Consider the following 18,716-nt stretch of genomic DNA (forward strand, 5'->3'; position numbering starts at 1 on the left):
CAGAATAGTCGCTATGTTAGTAATTATTAGGCAATTTTTTGACGTAGAAAAGTGATCGGGAAGAACGCTGAAAAGCGTAAAGAAGCATACAGGTAACTCCATTTTGTTGAATGGGCATCAGGTTGAATCGTACGTCCCCCGCTATGAAAGTACTAATAATAGAAGATGATTCGGTAGTCGCAGCGCATGTCGCACAAGGTCTGCGCGCTGCGGATCATTATTGCGAAGTGATTGCAAATGGTAAGGAGGGTCTCGATAAGGCTACAAATGAGCGCTTTGACGTTATTGTGCTGGACATTATGCTACCTCAGCTTGATGGCATTAGCGTGCTGAATGTTCTCCGGCAGAAAAATATACTTACGCCGGTATTACTATTAAGTGCAAAGGCTCAGGTGGAAGATAAAGTCAATGGACTGCGTTCTGGAGCAAACGATTACCTTACCAAGCCCTTTGCTATCGAAGAGTTAGTTGCCCGTGTCGAAGGGCTGGCAGGACGTGCCACTAGTCCCCGGTCCACCAGCCTGTCAGTCGGCGACTTAACCCTGGATTTGCTGAATCGGCGTGTGATGCGGGGTGAAACCGAAATTGGTTTACAGGCGAAAGAGTTTCAGTTACTGGAATATCTTTTACGTCATCGAGGCGAGGTGGTAACCCGAAGTATGTTGCTGGAAAATGTGTGGAATTATCATTTCGATCCGCAGACAAATCTTATTGATGTCCATATCAGTCGGTTGAGACAGAAAGTAGATAAAACCTTTAATATTCCTCTTATAGAAACCGTTCGCGGTGCGGGTTACAGGATAGCGGATAGCTTTTCGTAATTGCCATTGGCGCTTTTACCAGAAGCTCCAGTTTCACAGTCGGCGCATTATTCTCGCAGGCCCTTATCAGGTAAATGAGATGCTGTTCCTTTCAACCATGAATATCATCCTTGTCACGCTGCCTTAAGTCGCCGGTACAATTATTCGAAATGCCTGATGCTGTCACATCGCGGTTATGCTCAGACATTAACAACTGTTAATATTTGCCTATTATCAGTGTAGAAGTTGTTCATCAATGAGCGTTCCTAATCTTTCGCCAGCCGTGCTACAAGCTCGCTTAAAAATTGAAGCCCCCTCCCCCGTGGAACGGTTTCAGCCTTTCTGGGCGGGCGCGGAAAAAGTAGAAATATGCATTAAACGTGATGATTTACTTCATCCTATTATCTCAGGCAACAAATGGCGCAAACTTAAGTACGCGCTGTTGAGCCTGCCACCGGGCACCAGGCAGATTATCAGCTTTGGCGGCGGCTTCTCCAACCACTTACATGCTCTCGCCTATGCTTGCTTTAAACTTGATATTGCCTTCACTGCAATAGTTCGAGGGGATTATTCCAAAAAGCTCACCCAAACCCTCGAAGATATAAAAAAGTGGGGGGCCAGGCTTCGTTTTGTTACTCGAATTGAGTACCAGAAAAAGGAAGATAACACCTATCTTGCTGCGCTTTTAAAAGAATTTTCCGATGCTGTAATCATTCCGGAAGGCGGTAGTCAGCTCGCAGCTATTCAAGGTGTAAGTGAAATAGTAGAGGAACAGCAACATCAATCCGATATCATTATGGCACCGGTAGGCAGTGGAGCCACACTGGCTGGCTTAATCAACAGTGCCAGTTCCTCTCAACAGGTTATAGGCGTGGCTACGTTAAAAGGAGAAAATTATTTGGAATCGCTGGTAGAACGGCTGTTGCCCGATTCCACGCATGCGGATTGGAAGATCCTTCACAACTACCACCACGGCGGTTATGCAAAATCATCTGCCGAATTGCGTCGGTTTTGTGCCGACACCACGTCCACCTATAAAATTCCGCTTGAGCCGGTGTACTCAGGAAAACTATTTTTTGCTGCTCAGCAGCTGATTAGCAGTGGATATTTTGCGCCGGGTACACGCATAATGTTGCTGCATACTGGGGGCTTACAAGGCGCGCGCACGAAGTGATCCATCAAGTCCCCTTGCGCGTTTTAAAGGGTGGGTCGGGCGAACACTGCAAAATGAAGTTGGGGGCAGTGGTGAGATGTGTTTTCATTTTACTTTCTATGCCGCTAAACACCACGTCCATCCTTACTTTATTAGGGGAGAAATTACGTGATTAACGGTCCATTGGAATTACCAAAGCCATTACAAATTTTGGTCTCCCGGGCAATTTCCCTGTGCGAGCTTATGCTTCCGCATTGTAAAGCGCTCTACCCTTTCGCCGCTATCTATGAAGATGGACGCGTTGGCTGCTTATTTGCCGACGACCGCGCCCATGGTGAAAACGAAAGCTATTTAATAGAACAGCTACAGTGGCGAATTATCGACACCACTACTGATACTGATAGCTACAGCGTATTAGTTTACGCCGCCACGGTGAAAACTGATCGTCACAAACAACTAGACGCCATTGCCATTAATGCTACCCGCCCAAATGGCGAAGAAACAATGCTGCTATACCCCTACTTTCGTGTAGGGCGTAAAATCGTGGTATCACCGCCAATTCACGGTTAATTTTTCACGGCGACATCACGACTTTGCTTGCCAAAAAACTGATGTCTGCTAGCATTCAGCGAAAATTTACTCACTCTTTGGAAATTCGATTATGTCTCGAGTTTTAATTATTGGTGCTGGCGGCGTTGCCGCTGTAACCGTTAAAAAATGTGCCCGCCTACCAGAACATTTTGACGAAATATATCTGGCCAGCCGTACCGTTTCTAAATGTGAAGCATTACAAAAAGAAGTTGGTGCTGATCGCGTTAAAGCAGTTTTTGCAGTCGATGCTGATAATGCCAGTGAAGTAGAAGCACTTATAAATAAGGTAAAGCCAGACCTGGTGATAAACCTTGCGTTACCTTATCAGGATTTACCCATTATGGACGCCTGCTTGGCGGCCAACGTTGATTATCTTGATACTGCCAATTACGAGCCCAAAGACGTTGCTAAGTTTGAATATTCCTGGCAGTGGGCCTATCAAGATAAATTTCAAAAGCAAGGGTTAATGGCGTTGCTGGGTAGTGGCTTTGATCCCGGCGTCACTAACGTTTACACCGCTTACGCTGCTAAGCATTATTTTGACGAAATTCATTATCTGGATATCGTCGATTGTAACGGCGGAGACCACGGTCAGGCTTTTGCTACTAACTTCAACCCGGAAATCAATATTCGCGAGATTACTCAGCGAGGCCGGTTTTGGGAAAATGGCGAGTGGAAAGAAACCGATCCTTTAAGCGTGCGAGAAGATCTGGATTATCAAAATATTGGTGTTCGCGCTTCGTATCTGATGTTCCATGAAGAACTGGAATCGCTGGTTAAGCACTTCCCTACCTTGAAACGAGCGCGCTTTTGGATGACCTTCGGCGATGCATATCTGAATCACCTGCGCGTGCTTGAAGGTATCGGTATGACAAGTATCGAACCTGTTGAATTTCAAGGGCAGAAAATTGTACCTCTGGAATTCTTAAAAGCCGTATTACCTAATCCAGGCTCTTTGGCGGAAGGTTATACAGGCATGACGTGCATCGGCACCTACATTACTGGCGTCAAAGACGGTAAAGAAAAGACTATCTTCATTTACAACAATTGTGACCACGCCAAGTGTTATGAAGAAGTCGGCGCTCAGGCTGTTTCTTATACTACTGGCGTGCCAGCAATGATTGGGGCAGCGCTAATGTTGAATGGCACTTGGAAAGAGCCTGGCGTATTCAACATGGAACAGTTTGATCCAGATCCATTTATGGATATGCTGAACAAGCACGGCCTGCCTTGGCATGTAATTGAGTGCGACGCATCGCCTTTTAAGCAATAACGGAGAGATTGGGTTGACCGATTTGACGTTACACAAAGACATTCCCTCGCCCTGTTATGTGCTGGAAGAAGAAAAACTGATACGTAACCTAACGTTGATGAAGCGTGTGCAGGATGAATCTGGCGTGCGTATTATTCTGGCGCTGAAAGGTTTTTCCATGTGGTCAACGTTTAACATCGTTAAACAGTACTTGCAGGGTGCAACGGCAAGTTCTGTTTGGGAAGCCAAGCTGGCCAGTGAAATGGGTAGAGAAGTTCACGCTTATGCGCCAGCATACAAACCCTCGGATATAAACGAGCTTAAAACGCTGGTTAATCACTTGTCTTTTAATAGCCTAAGTCAGTGGCAACGCTATCGTAGTGATTTGCCCGGAGTATCTTTGGGGCTCAGGATCAATCCGGAACATCAGGAAGCAGATACACCGCTGTACGATCCGGCAGCGCCAGGTTCGCGGTTGGGTGTTCGCGCCTCTGAACTCAAAGACGTTGATCTTGCAGGTATCGAAGGTTTCCATTGCCACAATTTGTGTGAATGTGATTCTTTTGCCACTGAGCGCACTCTTGATGCCATCGTAGAGCGATTTGGCCCATGGCTTAGCGAGCTAAAGTGGCTGAATCTTGGAGGCGGCCATTTGATGACTCGCGTCGGTTATGATGTTGATCATCTCATTGCTACACTGAAAAACTTTAAACAGCGCTATCCGCATCTTGAGATAATTCTGGAACCGGGATCGGCAGTGGCGTGGCAGACGGGTCCTTTAATAGCTGAAGTTGTCGATATTGTTGAAAACGACGGAAAAATTGCAATTTTAGATGTTTCCGCAACGGCGCATATGCCAGATGTGCTGGAGATGCCTTATCGTCCCGCTATTCGCGGTGCGGGCATGCCGGGTGAAAAAGCTTACAATATCAAGCTCGGTGGGAATTCCTGTCTGGCTGGTGATGTCATTGACACTTATTCGTTCGACACGCCGTTAGCTATTGGTGATCGCCTGCAGTTTGAAGACATGATGCACTACACTATGGTCAAAACCACCTTTTTTAACGGTGTTGAGCATCCAGGTATTGGGATCCTGCGGCAAAACGGGGATTTTGAGCTGATAAGACAATTTAACTACGCCGATTTTAAAGGGCGGTTGTCGTAAAAAAGCGCCTTAGGGCGCTTTTTTATTTTACATTTTTTATGTGATTAACTGTAAATGATAAACATAAATCTCTGATGTTTACACTACACCACTGCCTCTGGCTACCCCACCTCCATTAACCGCGCCTTCTGCCAACACAATATCATCTAGTAATAGCTTGTAGGGCGTACCCTCATGTGCAGCAATACTGTAGTCGAATCCTTGCATGTGTTCATCACTGATATTCACCACCGCTTCTTTGGCTGGATGAAGTAGTTCGTATTTGCCGTCATCATTGGAATCAGTGGTAATATTGACCATCCAGGTGCCATCATTAATTTCCAGCTTAAGCGTTCGTTCTACCATAGTTCCTCGCAACATTGAGTGATTGATGTCACTACGAAAGGTCGGGCGCTTTTGTTTAATTGTGCCCCAGAATTATTGCTTTACCATTTCCAGGGCTGCTAATTCTGAACAAGCTGGAAGGCATTACTTTGCGATGTTCAATTTGAAAAAAATCCGCTATGTGTCACTTAAGAAGCTGGACATTGATTCAAGTCTGATTGCTTAACTAACCCCAACTCGGGATAAGAAGTGTCGCATAGACTTTAAAAATCCTTTTTAATCAACACCTTATATAGATTTCGATTATTCTTACGCTAATATTGGCTTATCTCGAGTTGGGGTTAACTATTACTGCCGGCAGAAGAGAGCTCGAGCCCCGCCTGATATAGCGCGTTCTTTTTTAAGTTGTAATGTTCAGCCACCACCGCCGCTGCCTTTTTTAGCGGCAACAGCTCCATCAGGCTTTTTAAAAGTGCCATTGCTTCCGGAGGAGTACTGTTTAACTGGGCTGGCGCACCGGCTACCATAAGCACAAATTCACCTTTCTGATGCGCAGGCTCCGCCGTCAGCCAGGCAATCACCTCCGCTGGTGAGCCGCTAATATACTTTTCAAACGTTTTACTCAGTTCTTTCGCCATAACGATGGGCCTGTCATTGCCCAGCACTTCTTGCAAATCTTTGACCGTATCCAGAATGCGCCGGGGCGCCTCATAAAACACGCTGGTACAGGTACGGTCCTGTAAACTTTCCAGCAGATTCATTCTGGCTTGCGCTTTCGCAGGTAAAAAGCCTTCAAAAATAAAACGGTCGGTGGGCAGCCCTGCGCCACTTAACGCGGTAATGGCTGCACAAGGACCCGGCAGTGCTACCACCGGAATGCCTTCTTCACGACATTTTCTTACTAATATAAAGCCCGGATCGCTGATAAGCGGCGTTCCCGCATCACTCACTAGCGCAACCGACTCTCCACTTTTCAGGCGGTGACACAACATTGCTGTACGTTTGTCTTCATTATGTTCATGCAAAGATAAAGTGCGGGTTTTTATCCCTAAGTGCTGAAGCAGCTTATGGCTATGGCGAGTGTCTTCTGCCGCAATCCAGTCTACCGATTCTAAAGTTCTAATTGCTCTGGCGGTGATATCTTCTAAATTGCCAATAGGTGTCGGAACAATGTAAAGCGTTGCAGTGTCTATCATAATGGCTGGTTTTTCCTCGATTTATAGCACTAGTGTATCACGCCCTAAGCACAGTTTATCGCCCCAGCCATAGATTTTCCCGTAGGTTAAGATAAACTGACAACGAACTCATGATGAAGGAATACTCGGTGCGACTGGTTAGATTTTCTCGTTTCTTAGCACAATTTATGGTTATTGCTCTAATGCTCTCGCTGTTTGCCTGTAGTAGCAGTCGCGCACCACAGTCTTCTCGCCCGATAGTCTCACAGCCTAACCTGCCAAACCAGCCGAAAGTGATTACAGAAACACCAGAATCGCTTATCAGCCAGGCACAAGAAGCTTGGCAACAAGACCACAACGGTGACAAGCGTAATCAGCTTTTAATGGATGCGGCTACCTCTTATCTCCAGGAAGGTAAGCTAGCGCAAGCCCAGCAAATTTTAGTTTCAATAGAAAGCGGGCCGCTCTCAACCCCTTTGCGGTTGCGAGCCAATATGCTGATAGCTAAAAGCTACCTTCAATCTCCAGATGCTGACAGCGAAGAGCTTCTTGCTCTGGTATCTCCGCTGGCCGCAGACGACGAGGTGAAAGCCCAGCAGCTTGCTGTTCAAACGGAACTATATCAGCGTCAGCAGGACTGGCTCGGTGCGGCAAACGCTTATGTGCAATCGGTCGCGCCAACTGAGGAAAGCGTTGCCAGAACCTGGCAGTGGGTAAATATGGCATCACGGGAAGCGTTTCCCTCCGCGGAGTCGCAGTTTCCCGCGTTAGAACCTTTTCTCGCCTTGCGCCAGTTAATTCAGGAAAGCGGCTTACAGCCTCGTCAGCTACAACAAGCTTTGAATCAGTTTAAGCAGGTCTTTCGCGGTTCCCCGATAGTGGAATACTGGCCGCAGGAACTGGATCAGGCTGTGTCGCTTAACCCACCTTCTATCGACCAGATAGTGGTATTACTCCCTCTTAGCGGGCGCTTGGAAAGTACCGGTCTGGCGGTAAAAGAAGGCATACTGGCGGCTTATTATCAGACACTGGAGCAGCAAAATCGGCCGGAACGTCAGCCTACTCTGAAATTTGTAGATACGGTGAATAAAAACGCAGAAGAACTCGTCGCCTCCATCGGTGACAGCCGATGGGTAATCGGGCCACTGTTAAAAGAAAACGTCGACGCAATAAATTCTGTTCGCCCAGTGAATATAAACATGCTGGCACTCAATCGCCTTGATGAATTGCAGCAGGAAGGGACGCAAGAAGGATTTGATGTACCAAGAACGGCCTATTTCGCCTTGGCACCGGAAGATGAAGCTTATCAGCTTGCTGATCATATTTTTCATCACGGGTATCGCGCCCCGATTCTAATTTCTGCAAAAAATACTATCAATCAGCGTATGCACGAAGCGTTTGAATTGCGGTGGCAGCAATTGAACAAGAATGATGTAAAGCGTAAACACGTGAATTTAACCACAGTAACTTTCACTGATAGCAGTTCGCTTAGAGAGGGAATTACAGAAGCACTCGATGTGGCACAGAGCAAGTCCAGAATCAATCAGATTGAATATATGGTAAATGAAGAGCTTTACAATGTGCCGCGCAACCGACGTGACGTGGATGCTATCGTAGTGTTTGCCTCTCCGGAACAAACCGAATTGCTTAATCCAATGATCGAAGCCAGTTTGAGCCCGTTTAATGGCAAAACGGTGCCTGTTTACGCCACATCCCGCTCCATGGAATATGATAGTGGTAAGAACCAGTGGCGAGACCTACAAAATGTTCGCTTTATAGACATGCCCTGGATGCTGCCAGAGCATCAGTGGCAGTCACTCTCTCAGCAGACAGCAGAGCTTTGGCCTCAGCGAAGCACCCAAACTTCACGGTTCTTTGCGTTTGGTGTTGATGCTTACAATTTATTACCTTATCTACCGAATCTGGCATTACTTCCTCAAGTTACTGTAGCGGGGCTTACGGGTGAGCTTTCAATGAATAAAAGTCGGGAAATCATCCGGCTTTTACCCCAGGCGGTAATTGATAACGAAAAGATAAAACCGCTGGCAGAGTAATTGGGTAAATGCAGACTCAAATTTCCGGACAACAAGCAGAAAAGAAAGCCGTTGAGCATTTGCAGCAACAAGGGCTAAAGCTGGTGTGTCAGAATTACCACACCCGTGTGGGGGAAATCGATATTGTCATGAGGGATGGTGACACCTGGGTGTGCGTGGAAGTAAAATACCGCCATTCTCATCATCATGGCTACGCCGCAGAATTTGTTACGCCGTCAAAGATGAAAAAAATGGTAAAAGCCTTTGAACAGTTTCTGTTACATAAAGGTCTGAATCCTACGCACACACCATTAAGGATTGATGTGGTAGCATTAGATGGTCATCAACTGCAGTGGCTCAAAAATATCTATTGAGTTCGCTGAACAGGTAAATTAAAGAACAATTTATGATTGAAAAAATTAAAGCGAATTTTACCGAGAGTATTCAGACTAAAATTGCTGCGTCTGAAGTGCTGCCAGAAACTATAGAAAAAGCGGCTAACATGATGGTGGAAGCCCTGATTAGAGGAAATAAAATCCTTAGTTGCGGCAATGGCGGCTCAGCTGGCGATGCTCAGCATTTTTCTTCGGAAATGTTGAATCGTTACGAGCGTGATCGTCCGAGCCTGCCCGCAATTGCGTTGAGCACGGATACATCCACATTGACATCCATCGCTAATGACTACAGCTACGATGAAGTTTTTGCTAAACAGGTTCGTGCACTTGGGCAGTCAGGAGATATTCTATTGGCTATTTCCACCAGTGGTAATTCTCGCAATGTGATTGCTGCAATGGAAGCCGCGCTATCCCGGGATATGACTATCGTAGCATTAACCGGCAAAGACGGCGGTGAAATGGCAGGTTTTTTAAGTGAGCATGATGTGGAAATCCGCGTACCTTCTAATCGAACGGCGCGTATTCAGGAAGTTCATCTGGTGGTGATCCACAACTTGTGTGAATGTATTGATGATAGTTTGTTTCCAGCAGATCACGGGGACGAAATTTAATATGAGAAAAAGCCGGATCTTTGTGCCAGTGTTAGGAATTATGTTGGCGCTAAGCGGTTTACAAGGATGTGCGGTGGTAGCAGTCGGCGCTGCCGGCGCAATGGCCGCAAAGGTAGCGAATGATCGTCGGACTGTAGGTACCCAGCTAGATGATCAGACAGCAGAAGGTCAAGTTGCATATCAGTGGTCAAAAAGCAAACCGCTTAAAGAAGATACAAATCTGCAAATAGATATCTACAATGGTGTTGCTTTAATTACCGGGCAAGCCCTCAGTCAGATGCTGGTTGATGAAGCCGTGGCTGGGGCTAAAAAAGTAGAATATGTACATAAAATTCATAATCAGGTTCGTATTGCTCAACCCATTTCTGCCGCTACTCAGGCCCATGATATCTGGTTAGCGTCAAAAGTTCGTGCCAGGTTAGTTGCCGATGAACGTGTACCGGCGCTTCAGGTTCGCGTAGTAGTGCAAAATGCTGAAGTGTTCTTAATGGGCCGAATGAATAATCAGGAAGCCACTTACGCGGTAAATATCGCACGTAATGTTGATGGCGTTGCTCGTGTGGTTCGTGCGTTTGAGATTATGTAAATTCAAAAATTCGCACTGCAGGTGCTAGAGAAGCAGTAAGCTTGCTCTTTTTAGTACCCTGAACACCAACAATCTGGAGGGAGAAATAGCGAATTCCTCATTCGAAACGCCGTAAATTCACCCCTGATGGCTCTGCTGGAGCATCCATGCTCCAGCAGTTCAGCGAAGAAGTCTTCACTCTTTTAAAAGCGTTCACGTTCTCTCTCTACCTTAACCGCCCACGAAGATGGCTTTTTGTTAAGTGATAGATTTTTCGAATACCTATCCCTTTCACAATGGTTGTTGAAAATTAAGTCTTACGGGGCGTCACTGGAAAGGCGGAAACGTTGTCTTCGTTCAAGGTTCTTACCTATTGTTAGTCTGTATGATACTAATCCGCATTAATGTGCGCTCACTCAGCGCGGAAATCTTCCCACTTTTAAAAGCCGCCTCCGAAGGGAGAAAGAGGAATCCATCTATCATGCGTTACATTAGATTGCATCTCTAGGCACTCCTTCACCAGTGCCCTTGGTTAGATGAAGTCTCTTCTCTTAGCTGTTCAAACATCAAAGTGTGATTAGTATTAGAGCAACTAATCATTCGCGCAGTGATCAATTATCGCTGCGTGCTGGTATTACATGAGGCGCAAAGTCAGAATTAAAGCCAACTTCTGGAAAGCCAATCCTTTAACCTTTTCAAACGCGAAGAATAGCGAAACTGAATGCGACTCATCGATCATAAAACCGCTACCGCATTGCTTGTGGCTGCCACTCTGTTTATGGAGATCCTCGACGCCACAATTATCACCACTGCCCTGCCTGCCATTGCAAAAGATTTTAATGTGGCGGCGGCGCATTTGTCGGTTGGAGTATCAGCTTATCTGGTTGCCGTAACCCTCTTTATACCAATTAGTGGATGGGCTGCGGACCGATACGGTGCACGTAGAATCTTCAGTCTTGCGATAATTATCTTTATTCTCTCTTCCATACTTTGCGCTTCTAGCACTAGCCTCCCACAGTTCACCGCTGCCCGGGTGCTGCAGGGAATAGGTGGGGCAATGATGGTACCAGTAGGCCGGCTAGTGGTAATTCGCCACCTGCCGAAAGACAAGCTGGTAAAAGCCATGGCCATTTTAACCTGGCCCGCATTGGGCGCGCCTTTAATTGGTCCGGTCCTTGGTGGTTGGATTGCAGAAAACTGGAGTTGGCCGTGGATTTTCCTAATCAATGTCCCGCTGGGGCTTATTGCTCTCGTATTCACCCGTCTATTACTCACCAGTGAAAAAGGTGAGCCACAAAAATTCGATATCAAAGGCTTTTTGCTGAGTGGCTTTGGCTTCGGCCTATTTATGACCGGGCTTGAAATATTTTCCAGTCGACCAGAAAATCTCACTTTGCCAATCGTCTTTACGCTGTTGGGACTACTCTTTTTGATTATTACCGTCCGCCACATTCAAACTGCTGAAAACCCTTTATTTTCACTAAACGCACTTAAAATACGGACATTCCGTTTCACCATATTTGGCGGCTCAGTGATAAGAGTGGCACTTTCCAGTGCGCCCTTTCTAATCCCATTAATGTTACAGCTTGGATTAGGATATTCGGCAGTTGAAGCAGGTACGTTATTGCTATGGTTGTTCGGCGGTAATTTAATTGTGAAACCTGCAACTACCTGGCTAATGAATCAGTTTGGCTTTAAACATATTCTTATTGTAAACGGCGCGCTCATTGCTGCAGGCTTTGCCGCCCTTGCCCTTTGTTCTACAACGACGCCAGCCTGGGCGCTTGCAACAATTCTATTTATCAGTGGTATGAATAGATCTATGCACCTAACCGTACTCAACACCATTAGCTTTGCCGATATTCCGCAAGCACAGATGCGAGATGCAAATACTTTTGGTGCCGTGGTAATGCAAATGACCCGAGGACTCGGAATTACTGTCGGCGCGTTAGCATTAGCGTTCGGCACCTGGTTATTGAATGGCAATACAGCCAATCCGTCCGTTGCGGAATTTCAGGTAACTATGTGGGTTATGGCATTTATTGCTCTGCTCTCGATAATTGACAGTGTCTCTTTACCGGCAGATGCAGGCGAAACCGTATTGAAAAAGCGCCGCCGCGCCAACGCCACAGACATGTAGTTCCTGTGTAAGGCATACAAATTACGCAAACTTTACCGGTTTCAACATCTGCAATTGCCGCTAAATCATTGTAACTCCTTGATTTACCTCCACGGCACTGGGATTGCATTAACGTTAACGTAGTGAGTAAAACACAAGCAATCAGACAGTACGATTGTGGTAAACATTTTAAGGAGTTTATTATGTTTCATAAGAAAACGTTACTGGCACTAGCTTCATCGGTTGCACTTGTCTCAGCCAATCCTGTTATTGCCAAGGGTTCAGATCATACTGCATCTCTCGACTCTTCTACTTGGGTAACTGTAAGTGGTGAAGTAAGAGAAGTCGATTCTCAGTTTTTCACTCTGGATTATGGTGAAGGTAATATTATAGTAGAAATTGCCGATACCGATTTTGACGCTCAGGCTTTTAAAGCATTGGATGGCGATACAGTCACGGTGTCCGGAAAAATCGACGGCAGTCTGTTTTCTAATTCCACCCTTCAAGCATCTAGTGTTTATATAGACAGTCTTCGCACTACCTTTATCTCCGATTCTGCCGATAGTTCTTCACGAGACGTTTATGCAACCACAGCGTTTATTCCCTCAAGCCTGGACAGTATGTTATTAATTGGAAACGTGTCTGCGGTGAGCGACGAAGCTGTACAGATTTCAGTTGGGGATACTTCGGTCACCGTCAATGTGGACGATATGAGAGATAGCCCAGTCGACGATGAAGGTTATTTAAAGCTCGCTAAAGGAGATCGGGTGAAAGTTTCTGCCTCGCTGGATGACGATTTCTTTACTTCCTACTCGCTCGATGCCAATTACATCATCAAAGTCAACGGGAAACACATTTAAAGTAGTTTATCAGTCTAAAAACGTCCGCAAGGGCGTTTTTTATTATCCGCCTTTCCATAAACCTGTTGCTTCTGATGAACATCAACCTGCTTTTGTCGACAATTCAGCCAATTCCATTTGACGAACCCCTCCACCTACCCTATATTGTCGACAATTCAAATATTAGTGAAGCAGGAAAAATGGGTGTCATAGTTGAAAATGCGGTAACCAGCGCTGATAAAACTTTTTTCAAGCTTCGCAACGACATCGTAGAAGGCTTCATTCCTGCTGGAACCAAGTTAAGTGAAACCGAATTGTCGACAAAGTATGCTGTAAGTCGAGCTGTCATTCGCGAAGCGATAAGCCGTTTGATGGCGTGCCATATTGTAGAGCGGCGCGCGAACGTCGGAGCGCGGGTAGTTTCTCTGACACCTGAAGGCTTAGTGGAGTTGTATCAGGTTCGGGAGTCTCTTGAAGGTATGGCCGCAAGGTTGGCGGCAAAAAATATGACTGATAAAGAAATAGCTGACCTGCAGAATTTACTAGCTGTGCATTTTGATGAGGTAAAAACCGGCGAATCCTATTATCAGGAAGCCGGCGACGTAGACTTCCACTACCGCATTATTTTAGGAAGTAAAAACAGCCAGTTGATCGCTGTATTGTTTGACGGCCTTTATCACCTTATCCGCATGTACCGGGTTCAGCTTGGTATGGCGGGTCCGCGCGTCACTACTGCGTTTGACGAGCATAAAAATATTGTTCAGGCCATTGCTAATCGCGATGGTGAGCTGGCCGAAATGCTTATGCGACGCCACATTTTGTATTCGAAAAATAATATCCAGCAAAAATTATCGTAACCTACCCAGATTTTGGAGATTCAATTGATGAAAAGCGCAGGTAACAAATTTCGTCAGGCGCTTGCTGACAATTCACCGTTACAAATTGTAGGCACTATCAACGCTTATTCAGCGATGATGGCAAAGCAGATTGGCCATAAAGCGATATATCTCTCTGGTGGTGGTGTGGCAAATGCGTCCTACGGGCTGCCGGATCTGGGTATTACATCTTTAAATGACGTCATTGCCGATGTGCAGCGGATCACTGCAGCCTGCGATCTACCCCTGCTGGTAGACATAGATACCGGCTGGGGCGGTGCGTTTAACATTGCAAAAACGATTAAAGAAATGGAAAAGTCCGGCGCCGCCGCGGTACATCTGGAAGATCAGGTAGCGCAAAAACGGTGCGGGCACCGGCCGAATAAGGAAATTGTTCCCACTGAAGAAATGGTGGATCGCATTAAGGCAGCAATAGATGCGCGCATCGACCCCGATTTTTTTATCATGGCCCGCACTGATGCCTTTGCGCAAGAAGGGCTGGATGCAGCCATTGAACGTGCGCAGGCTTATGTGGCCGCAGGTGCAGACGGTATTTTTGCTGAAGCTATTCAGACCGAAGCACACTACCGCGCTTTCTCTGAGGCTCTTAACGTACCCATTCTGGCGAATATCACCGAATTCGGTAAAACCGAGCTATGGAATGCAAAAGATTTGGGGGAATGGGGCGCGGCCATGGTGCTTTACCCGCTAAGTGCGTTTAGAGCGATGAATAAAGCAGCAGAACGGGTATACCAGTCTATTTTGCAAAACGGCGATCAGAAAGCAGTTGTTGATTCGATGCAAACCCGCATGGAGCTGTACGATTATCTCGGCTATCACGACTACGAACAGAAACTGGACGAGTTGTTCGCCCAAAGCAAAAAACGATAGCTTAACGACAACGTTGCGCGACCCGCAGCACAACAATACCCGCTGTACCCTACTGTACAGGCTACAAATAAAAAATATCAGGAGACGAATAAATGGCGAAACAACTTGGTGGTGCCGGATTACGCGGCCAGGTGGCAGGAAAAACCGCCCTTTCTACTGTCGGTGTATCGGGCTCCGGCCTGACCTATCGTGGCTATGATATTAAGGATTTAGCAGAAAACTGTGAGTTTGAAGAAGTAGCTCACCTTATTTTGAAAGGAAAGCTGCCGAATCAACAAGAGCTTAGCACCTATAAGAACAAACTGCGCAGCTTACGGGGGTTGCCTCAGGCGCTAAAAGACGTACTCGAACGCATTCCTAAACAGGCACATCCCATGGACGTGTTACGCACTGGCTGCTCAATGCTGGGCAACCTGGAAACTGAAAACAGCTTTGATGAACAGGAAGAGACAGCCGATCGTATGTTAGCGTGTTTTCCCAGCATTATTTGCTACTGGTATCGTTTTAGCCACAACGGCGAACGCATTAACGTGGATACCGATGATGATTCTATCGGCTCACACTTTTTGCATCTGCTACACGGCGAGAAACCTCGCGAACTTCACGAAAAGGTCATGCACGTTTCACTTATTTTGTACGCCGAACACGAATTTAACGCCTCTACCTTCACGGCCCGGGTTTGTGCTTCAACGTTATCTGACATGCATTCCTGTATAACCGGCGCGATAGGTTCACTACGAGGCCCGCTTCACGGTGGTGCGAATGAAGCAGCAATGGACATGATTGAAGATTTTACCTCTGCAGAGCAAGCCGAACAGGAAATGATGGCGAAGCTGGCACGTAAAGATAAGATCATGGGTTTTGGACACGCTATTTATTCCGAGTCTGACCCTCGTAACGCTATTATCAAGCATTGGTCGAAAAAGTTATCAGAAGATGTAGGTGATACGGTGCTTTACGCGGTATCAGAACGTTGCGAAGAAGTAATGTGGCGCGAGAAAAAACTCTTCTGTAATGCCGATTTCTTTCATGCCTCTGCCTATAACTTTATGGGAATTCCGACCAAATTATTTACGCCTATCTTTGTAATGTCTCGCCTAACCGGCTGGGCGGCCCATGTCATGGAGCAGCGGGCTGATAACCGAATTATTCGCCCCTCTGCGGAATATGTGGGCGAACAACCCCGCGCAGTGACACCAATCAGCGAGCGAAGCTAACGCGCAATGGCCGGGCTGAAAATTGTCCGGCTGAACCCGCTTTCGCGAACGGAGGAACACATGAACACTGATTACAGAAAACCACTGCCCGGCGCCCGAATCGATTTTTACGATACCCGGGAAGCGATCGATGCTATTGAGCCCGATGCCTACGACAAATTGCCCTATACTTCGCGGGTGCTGGCTGAGAATCTGGTAAGAAAATGCGACCCCGCTGCATTAACAGCATCTCTTAAACAAATTATTTATCGAAAACGCGATCTGGATTTTCCCTGGTATCCTTCACGCGTGGTGTGCCACGACATTCTTGGTCAAACTGCATTTGTAGATTTAGCCGGTCTGCGTGATGCTATTGCTGAGAAAGGCGGCGATCCTTCCAAGGTAAACCCGGTGGTTCCCACACAGTTGATTGTGGATCATTCGTTGGCCGTTGAACATGCAGGTTTTGAAAAAGATGCGTTTGAGAAAAATCGCGCTATTGAAGATCGCCGCAACGACGACCGCTTTCATTTTATCAACTGGACCAAAACGGCGTTTAAAAACGTGGATGTCATTGGGCCGGGGAACGGCATTATGCATCAGATAAACCTTGAGCGTATGTCGCCGGTTATTCATTCCCGGGACGGTGTTGCGTTTCCCGATACGCTGGTGGGTACCGATAGTCATACGCCCCACGTTGATGCATTAGGTGTTATTGCTGTAGGTGTGGGTGGGCTGGAAGCTGAAAGCGTGATGCTGGGACGTGCCTCGTATCTTCGGCTACCGGATATCGTTGGCGTTGAACTTCTCGGCAAACCTCAGCCTAATATTACGGCAACAGATATTGTACTGGCGCTTACGGAATTTTTGCGTAAACAGCGGGTAGTGTCGGCATATCTGGAATTTTACGGTGAAGGCGCTTCTCACCTGACCCTGGGGGATCGCGCTACTATCTCCAATATGACACCTGAATATGGCGCTACGGCGGCGATGTTTTATATTGACCAGCAAACCATTGATTATTTAAAACTCACCGGCCGTGAAGATAAACAGGTGGCGCTGGTGGAAACTTACGCCAAACATACCGGTCTGTGGGCGGACAATTTGGCTACCGCCGAGTACGAGCGGGTACTCCAATTCGATTTATCCAGTGTCACACGCAACATGGCCGGGCCTTCAAATCCTCACGCCAGGCTGGCAACGTCTGAACTTGGCAGCCGAGGTATCACTGGCGCCACAACACACGAAGATGGCAAAATGCCCGATGGCGCGGTAATTATTGCTGCCATCACCAGTTGCACTAACACCAGTAACCCCAGGAATGTTATTGCTGCCGGCCTGCTTGCCCGAAACGCTAATGCAAAAGGACTTACCCGCAAACCGTGGGTGAAAACCTCGCTGGCTCCCGGCTCCAAAGCTGTGAAATTATATCTTGAAGAAGCCAAATTACTGCCTGAGCTTGAAGCGTTGGGTTTCGGTGTGGTGGCTTTCGCCTGCACAACCTGCAATGGCATGAGCGGGGCTCTGGATCCTGTCATTCAACAGGAAATTATCGACCGGGATTTATACGCTACAGCAGTGCTATCGGGAAACCGCAACTTCGACGGTCGAATTCACCCGTATGCTAAACAAGCGTTTTTAGCTTCACCGGCATTGGTGGTGGCGTACGCTATTGCGGGCACCATTCGTTTTGATATCGAAAAAGATGTGCTGGGAATGGATCAACAAGGCAACCCTGTCACTTTAAAAGATCTATGGCCGACAGACGAAGAAATAGATGCCATTGTCGCGGAATCGGTAAAACCCGAACATTTTCGAAAAGTCTATGAACCCATGTTCGATTTAACCGTTGACTATGGAAAAGGCCTGAACCCGTTATACAACTGGCGTGAAAGCAGTACCTATATTCGTCGCCCACCCTACTGGGAAGGCGCGTTGGCTGCGCCCGCCACGCTAACCGGTATGCGCCCCCTTGCAATTCTTGGCGACAACATTACTACTGATCATTTATCTCCTTCTAACGCCATTATGGCAGATAGTGCAGCGGGGGAATATCTGACCAAAATGGGGGTTCCGGAAGAGGATTTTAATTCCTACGCGACCCATCGCGGTGATCATCTAACCGCCCAACGGGCCACGCTGGCGAATCCGAAAGTTTTCAACGAAATGGTGAAAGAGAACGGCAAGGTTGTGCAAGGGTCGTTGGCGCGCATTGAACCTGAAGGGACGGTGGTTCGAATGTGGGAAGCTATTGAGCATTATATGCAGCGCAAGCAATCATTAATAATTGTGGCCGGTGCAGATTATGGACAGGGCTCGTCGCGCGACTGGGCGGCCAAGGGCGTACGTCTTGCGGGTGTGGAAGTCATTGTTGCTGAAGGATTCGAGCGTATACATCGCACCAATCTCATCGGCATGGGTGTGTTGCCGCTAGAGTTTGAGCCTGGCACCACCCGTAACACGTTGGAGCTGGATGGTTCTGAAACCTTTGATGTCACCGGTCAACCTTCTCCAGGCGCAGTACTCACGTTGATCATTCATCGACGAAGTGGCGATACCTCGCAAGTGCCCGTAAAGTGCCGCCTAGATACCGGCGAAGAAGTCGCAATTTATGAAGCTGGCGGCGTGTTGCAACGCTTCGCGCAGGATTTCCTGCAAGCCGAAGAGATTACAGAATAAAGACCTGGCAGTCGCATGGCATCTGTCACTGACCGTCGAAAAAAAAGGAACGC

At 47.1% G+C, this 18,716-nt stretch carries 17 protein-coding genes; 15 read left to right on the plus strand and 2 right to left on the minus strand.

Features of this window, described 5'->3' with window-relative positions:
• Nucleotides 1-143 precede the first annotated feature (143 nt).
• From CA267_RS04445 to nspC, 5 genes are all read left to right on the plus strand, one after another.
• On the plus strand, nucleotides 144-821 hold the full coding sequence (locus tag CA267_RS04445; protein ID WP_075608603.1) for a response regulator transcription factor: 678 nt from the start codon (nucleotides 144-146) through the stop codon (nucleotides 819-821).
• A gap of 235 nt (nucleotides 822-1,056) precedes the next feature.
• A complete protein-coding gene (locus CA267_RS04450) occupies nucleotides 1,057-1,974 on the plus strand; it encodes a 1-aminocyclopropane-1-carboxylate deaminase/D-cysteine desulfhydrase (protein WP_075608602.1) in 918 nt (305 codons plus the stop codon).
• A 147-nt stretch (nucleotides 1,975-2,121) separates the two neighbouring features.
• Complete coding sequence (locus CA267_RS04455; protein WP_075608601.1) at nucleotides 2,122-2,523, plus strand: hypothetical protein; 402 nt, start codon at nucleotides 2,122-2,124, stop codon at nucleotides 2,521-2,523.
• A gap of 91 nt (nucleotides 2,524-2,614) precedes the next feature.
• Entirely contained in the window at nucleotides 2,615-3,817 is a 1,203-nt protein-coding gene (locus CA267_RS04460; protein WP_075608600.1) for a saccharopine dehydrogenase family protein, read from the plus strand.
• A 13-nt stretch (nucleotides 3,818-3,830) separates the two neighbouring features.
• On the plus strand, nucleotides 3,831-4,961 hold the full coding sequence (gene nspC, locus CA267_RS04465; RefSeq protein WP_075608599.1) for a carboxynorspermidine decarboxylase: 1,131 nt from the start codon (nucleotides 3,831-3,833) through the stop codon (nucleotides 4,959-4,961).
• A gap of 78 nt (nucleotides 4,962-5,039) precedes the next feature.
• Here nspC and CA267_RS04470 read toward each other — a convergent pair whose 3' ends face one another.
• Both CA267_RS04470 and rsmI read right to left on the minus strand, forming a co-directional pair.
• Nucleotides 5,040-5,306: a hypothetical protein gene (locus tag CA267_RS04470; RefSeq protein WP_075608598.1), complete on the minus strand. Its 267-nt coding sequence runs from the start codon at nucleotides 5,304-5,306 to the stop codon at nucleotides 5,040-5,042.
• 320 nt (nucleotides 5,307-5,626) lie between these two features.
• Nucleotides 5,627-6,481 carry a 16S rRNA (cytidine(1402)-2'-O)-methyltransferase gene (gene rsmI / locus CA267_RS04475; protein ID WP_075608597.1) on the minus strand — a complete coding sequence of 285 codons (855 nt, stop codon included), beginning with the start codon at nucleotides 6,479-6,481 and terminating at the stop codon, nucleotides 5,627-5,629.
• A 128-nt stretch (nucleotides 6,482-6,609) separates the two neighbouring features.
• Here rsmI and CA267_RS04480 point away from each other — a divergent pair, with 128 nt between their 5' ends.
• From CA267_RS04480 to acnD, 10 genes are all read left to right on the plus strand, one after another.
• Entirely contained in the window at nucleotides 6,610-8,514 is a 1,905-nt protein-coding gene (locus CA267_RS04480) for a penicillin-binding protein activator (RefSeq protein WP_170669016.1), read from the plus strand.
• Between the two features lie 8 nt (nucleotides 8,515-8,522).
• Nucleotides 8,523-8,867 carry a YraN family protein gene (locus tag CA267_RS04485; protein WP_075608595.1) on the plus strand — a complete coding sequence of 115 codons (345 nt, stop codon included), beginning with the start codon at nucleotides 8,523-8,525 and terminating at the stop codon, nucleotides 8,865-8,867.
• Nucleotides 8,868-8,899: 32 nt separating this feature from the next.
• Nucleotides 8,900-9,499, plus strand: a complete 600-nt coding sequence (locus CA267_RS04490) for a phosphoheptose isomerase (RefSeq protein ID WP_075608594.1) — start codon at nucleotides 8,900-8,902, stop codon at nucleotides 9,497-9,499.
• Nucleotide 9,500: 1 nt separating this feature from the next.
• Nucleotides 9,501-10,085, plus strand: coding sequence for a BON domain-containing protein (locus CA267_RS04495; protein ID WP_075608593.1), 585 nt, complete (start codon nucleotides 9,501-9,503; stop codon nucleotides 10,083-10,085).
• 757 nt (nucleotides 10,086-10,842) lie between these two features.
• Nucleotides 10,843-12,204: an MFS transporter gene (locus CA267_RS04500; protein ID WP_097349183.1), complete on the plus strand. Its 1,362-nt coding sequence runs from the start codon at nucleotides 10,843-10,845 to the stop codon at nucleotides 12,202-12,204.
• A 182-nt stretch (nucleotides 12,205-12,386) separates the two neighbouring features.
• Nucleotides 12,387-13,043: an OB-fold nucleic acid binding domain-containing protein gene (locus CA267_RS04505; protein WP_075608591.1), complete on the plus strand. Its 657-nt coding sequence runs from the start codon at nucleotides 12,387-12,389 to the stop codon at nucleotides 13,041-13,043.
• A gap of 179 nt (nucleotides 13,044-13,222) precedes the next feature.
• Nucleotides 13,223-13,879, plus strand: a complete 657-nt coding sequence (locus tag CA267_RS04510) for a GntR family transcriptional regulator (protein WP_075608590.1) — start codon at nucleotides 13,223-13,225, stop codon at nucleotides 13,877-13,879.
• 27 nt (nucleotides 13,880-13,906) lie between these two features.
• Entirely contained in the window at nucleotides 13,907-14,788 is an 882-nt protein-coding gene (gene prpB / locus CA267_RS04515) for a methylisocitrate lyase (RefSeq protein ID WP_075608589.1), read from the plus strand.
• A 92-nt stretch (nucleotides 14,789-14,880) separates the two neighbouring features.
• Entirely contained in the window at nucleotides 14,881-16,005 is a 1,125-nt protein-coding gene (gene prpC / locus CA267_RS04520; RefSeq protein WP_075608588.1) for a bifunctional 2-methylcitrate synthase/citrate synthase, read from the plus strand.
• 60 nt (nucleotides 16,006-16,065) lie between these two features.
• A complete protein-coding gene (acnD, locus tag CA267_RS04525; RefSeq protein WP_075608587.1) occupies nucleotides 16,066-18,663 on the plus strand; it encodes a Fe/S-dependent 2-methylisocitrate dehydratase AcnD in 2,598 nt (865 codons plus the stop codon).
• The last annotated feature ends 53 nt before the right edge of the window (nucleotides 18,664-18,716 follow it).

This window comes from Alteromonas pelagimontana, assembly GCF_002499975.2.
Taxonomy (GTDB): domain Bacteria; phylum Pseudomonadota; class Gammaproteobacteria; order Enterobacterales; family Alteromonadaceae; genus Alteromonas; species Alteromonas pelagimontana.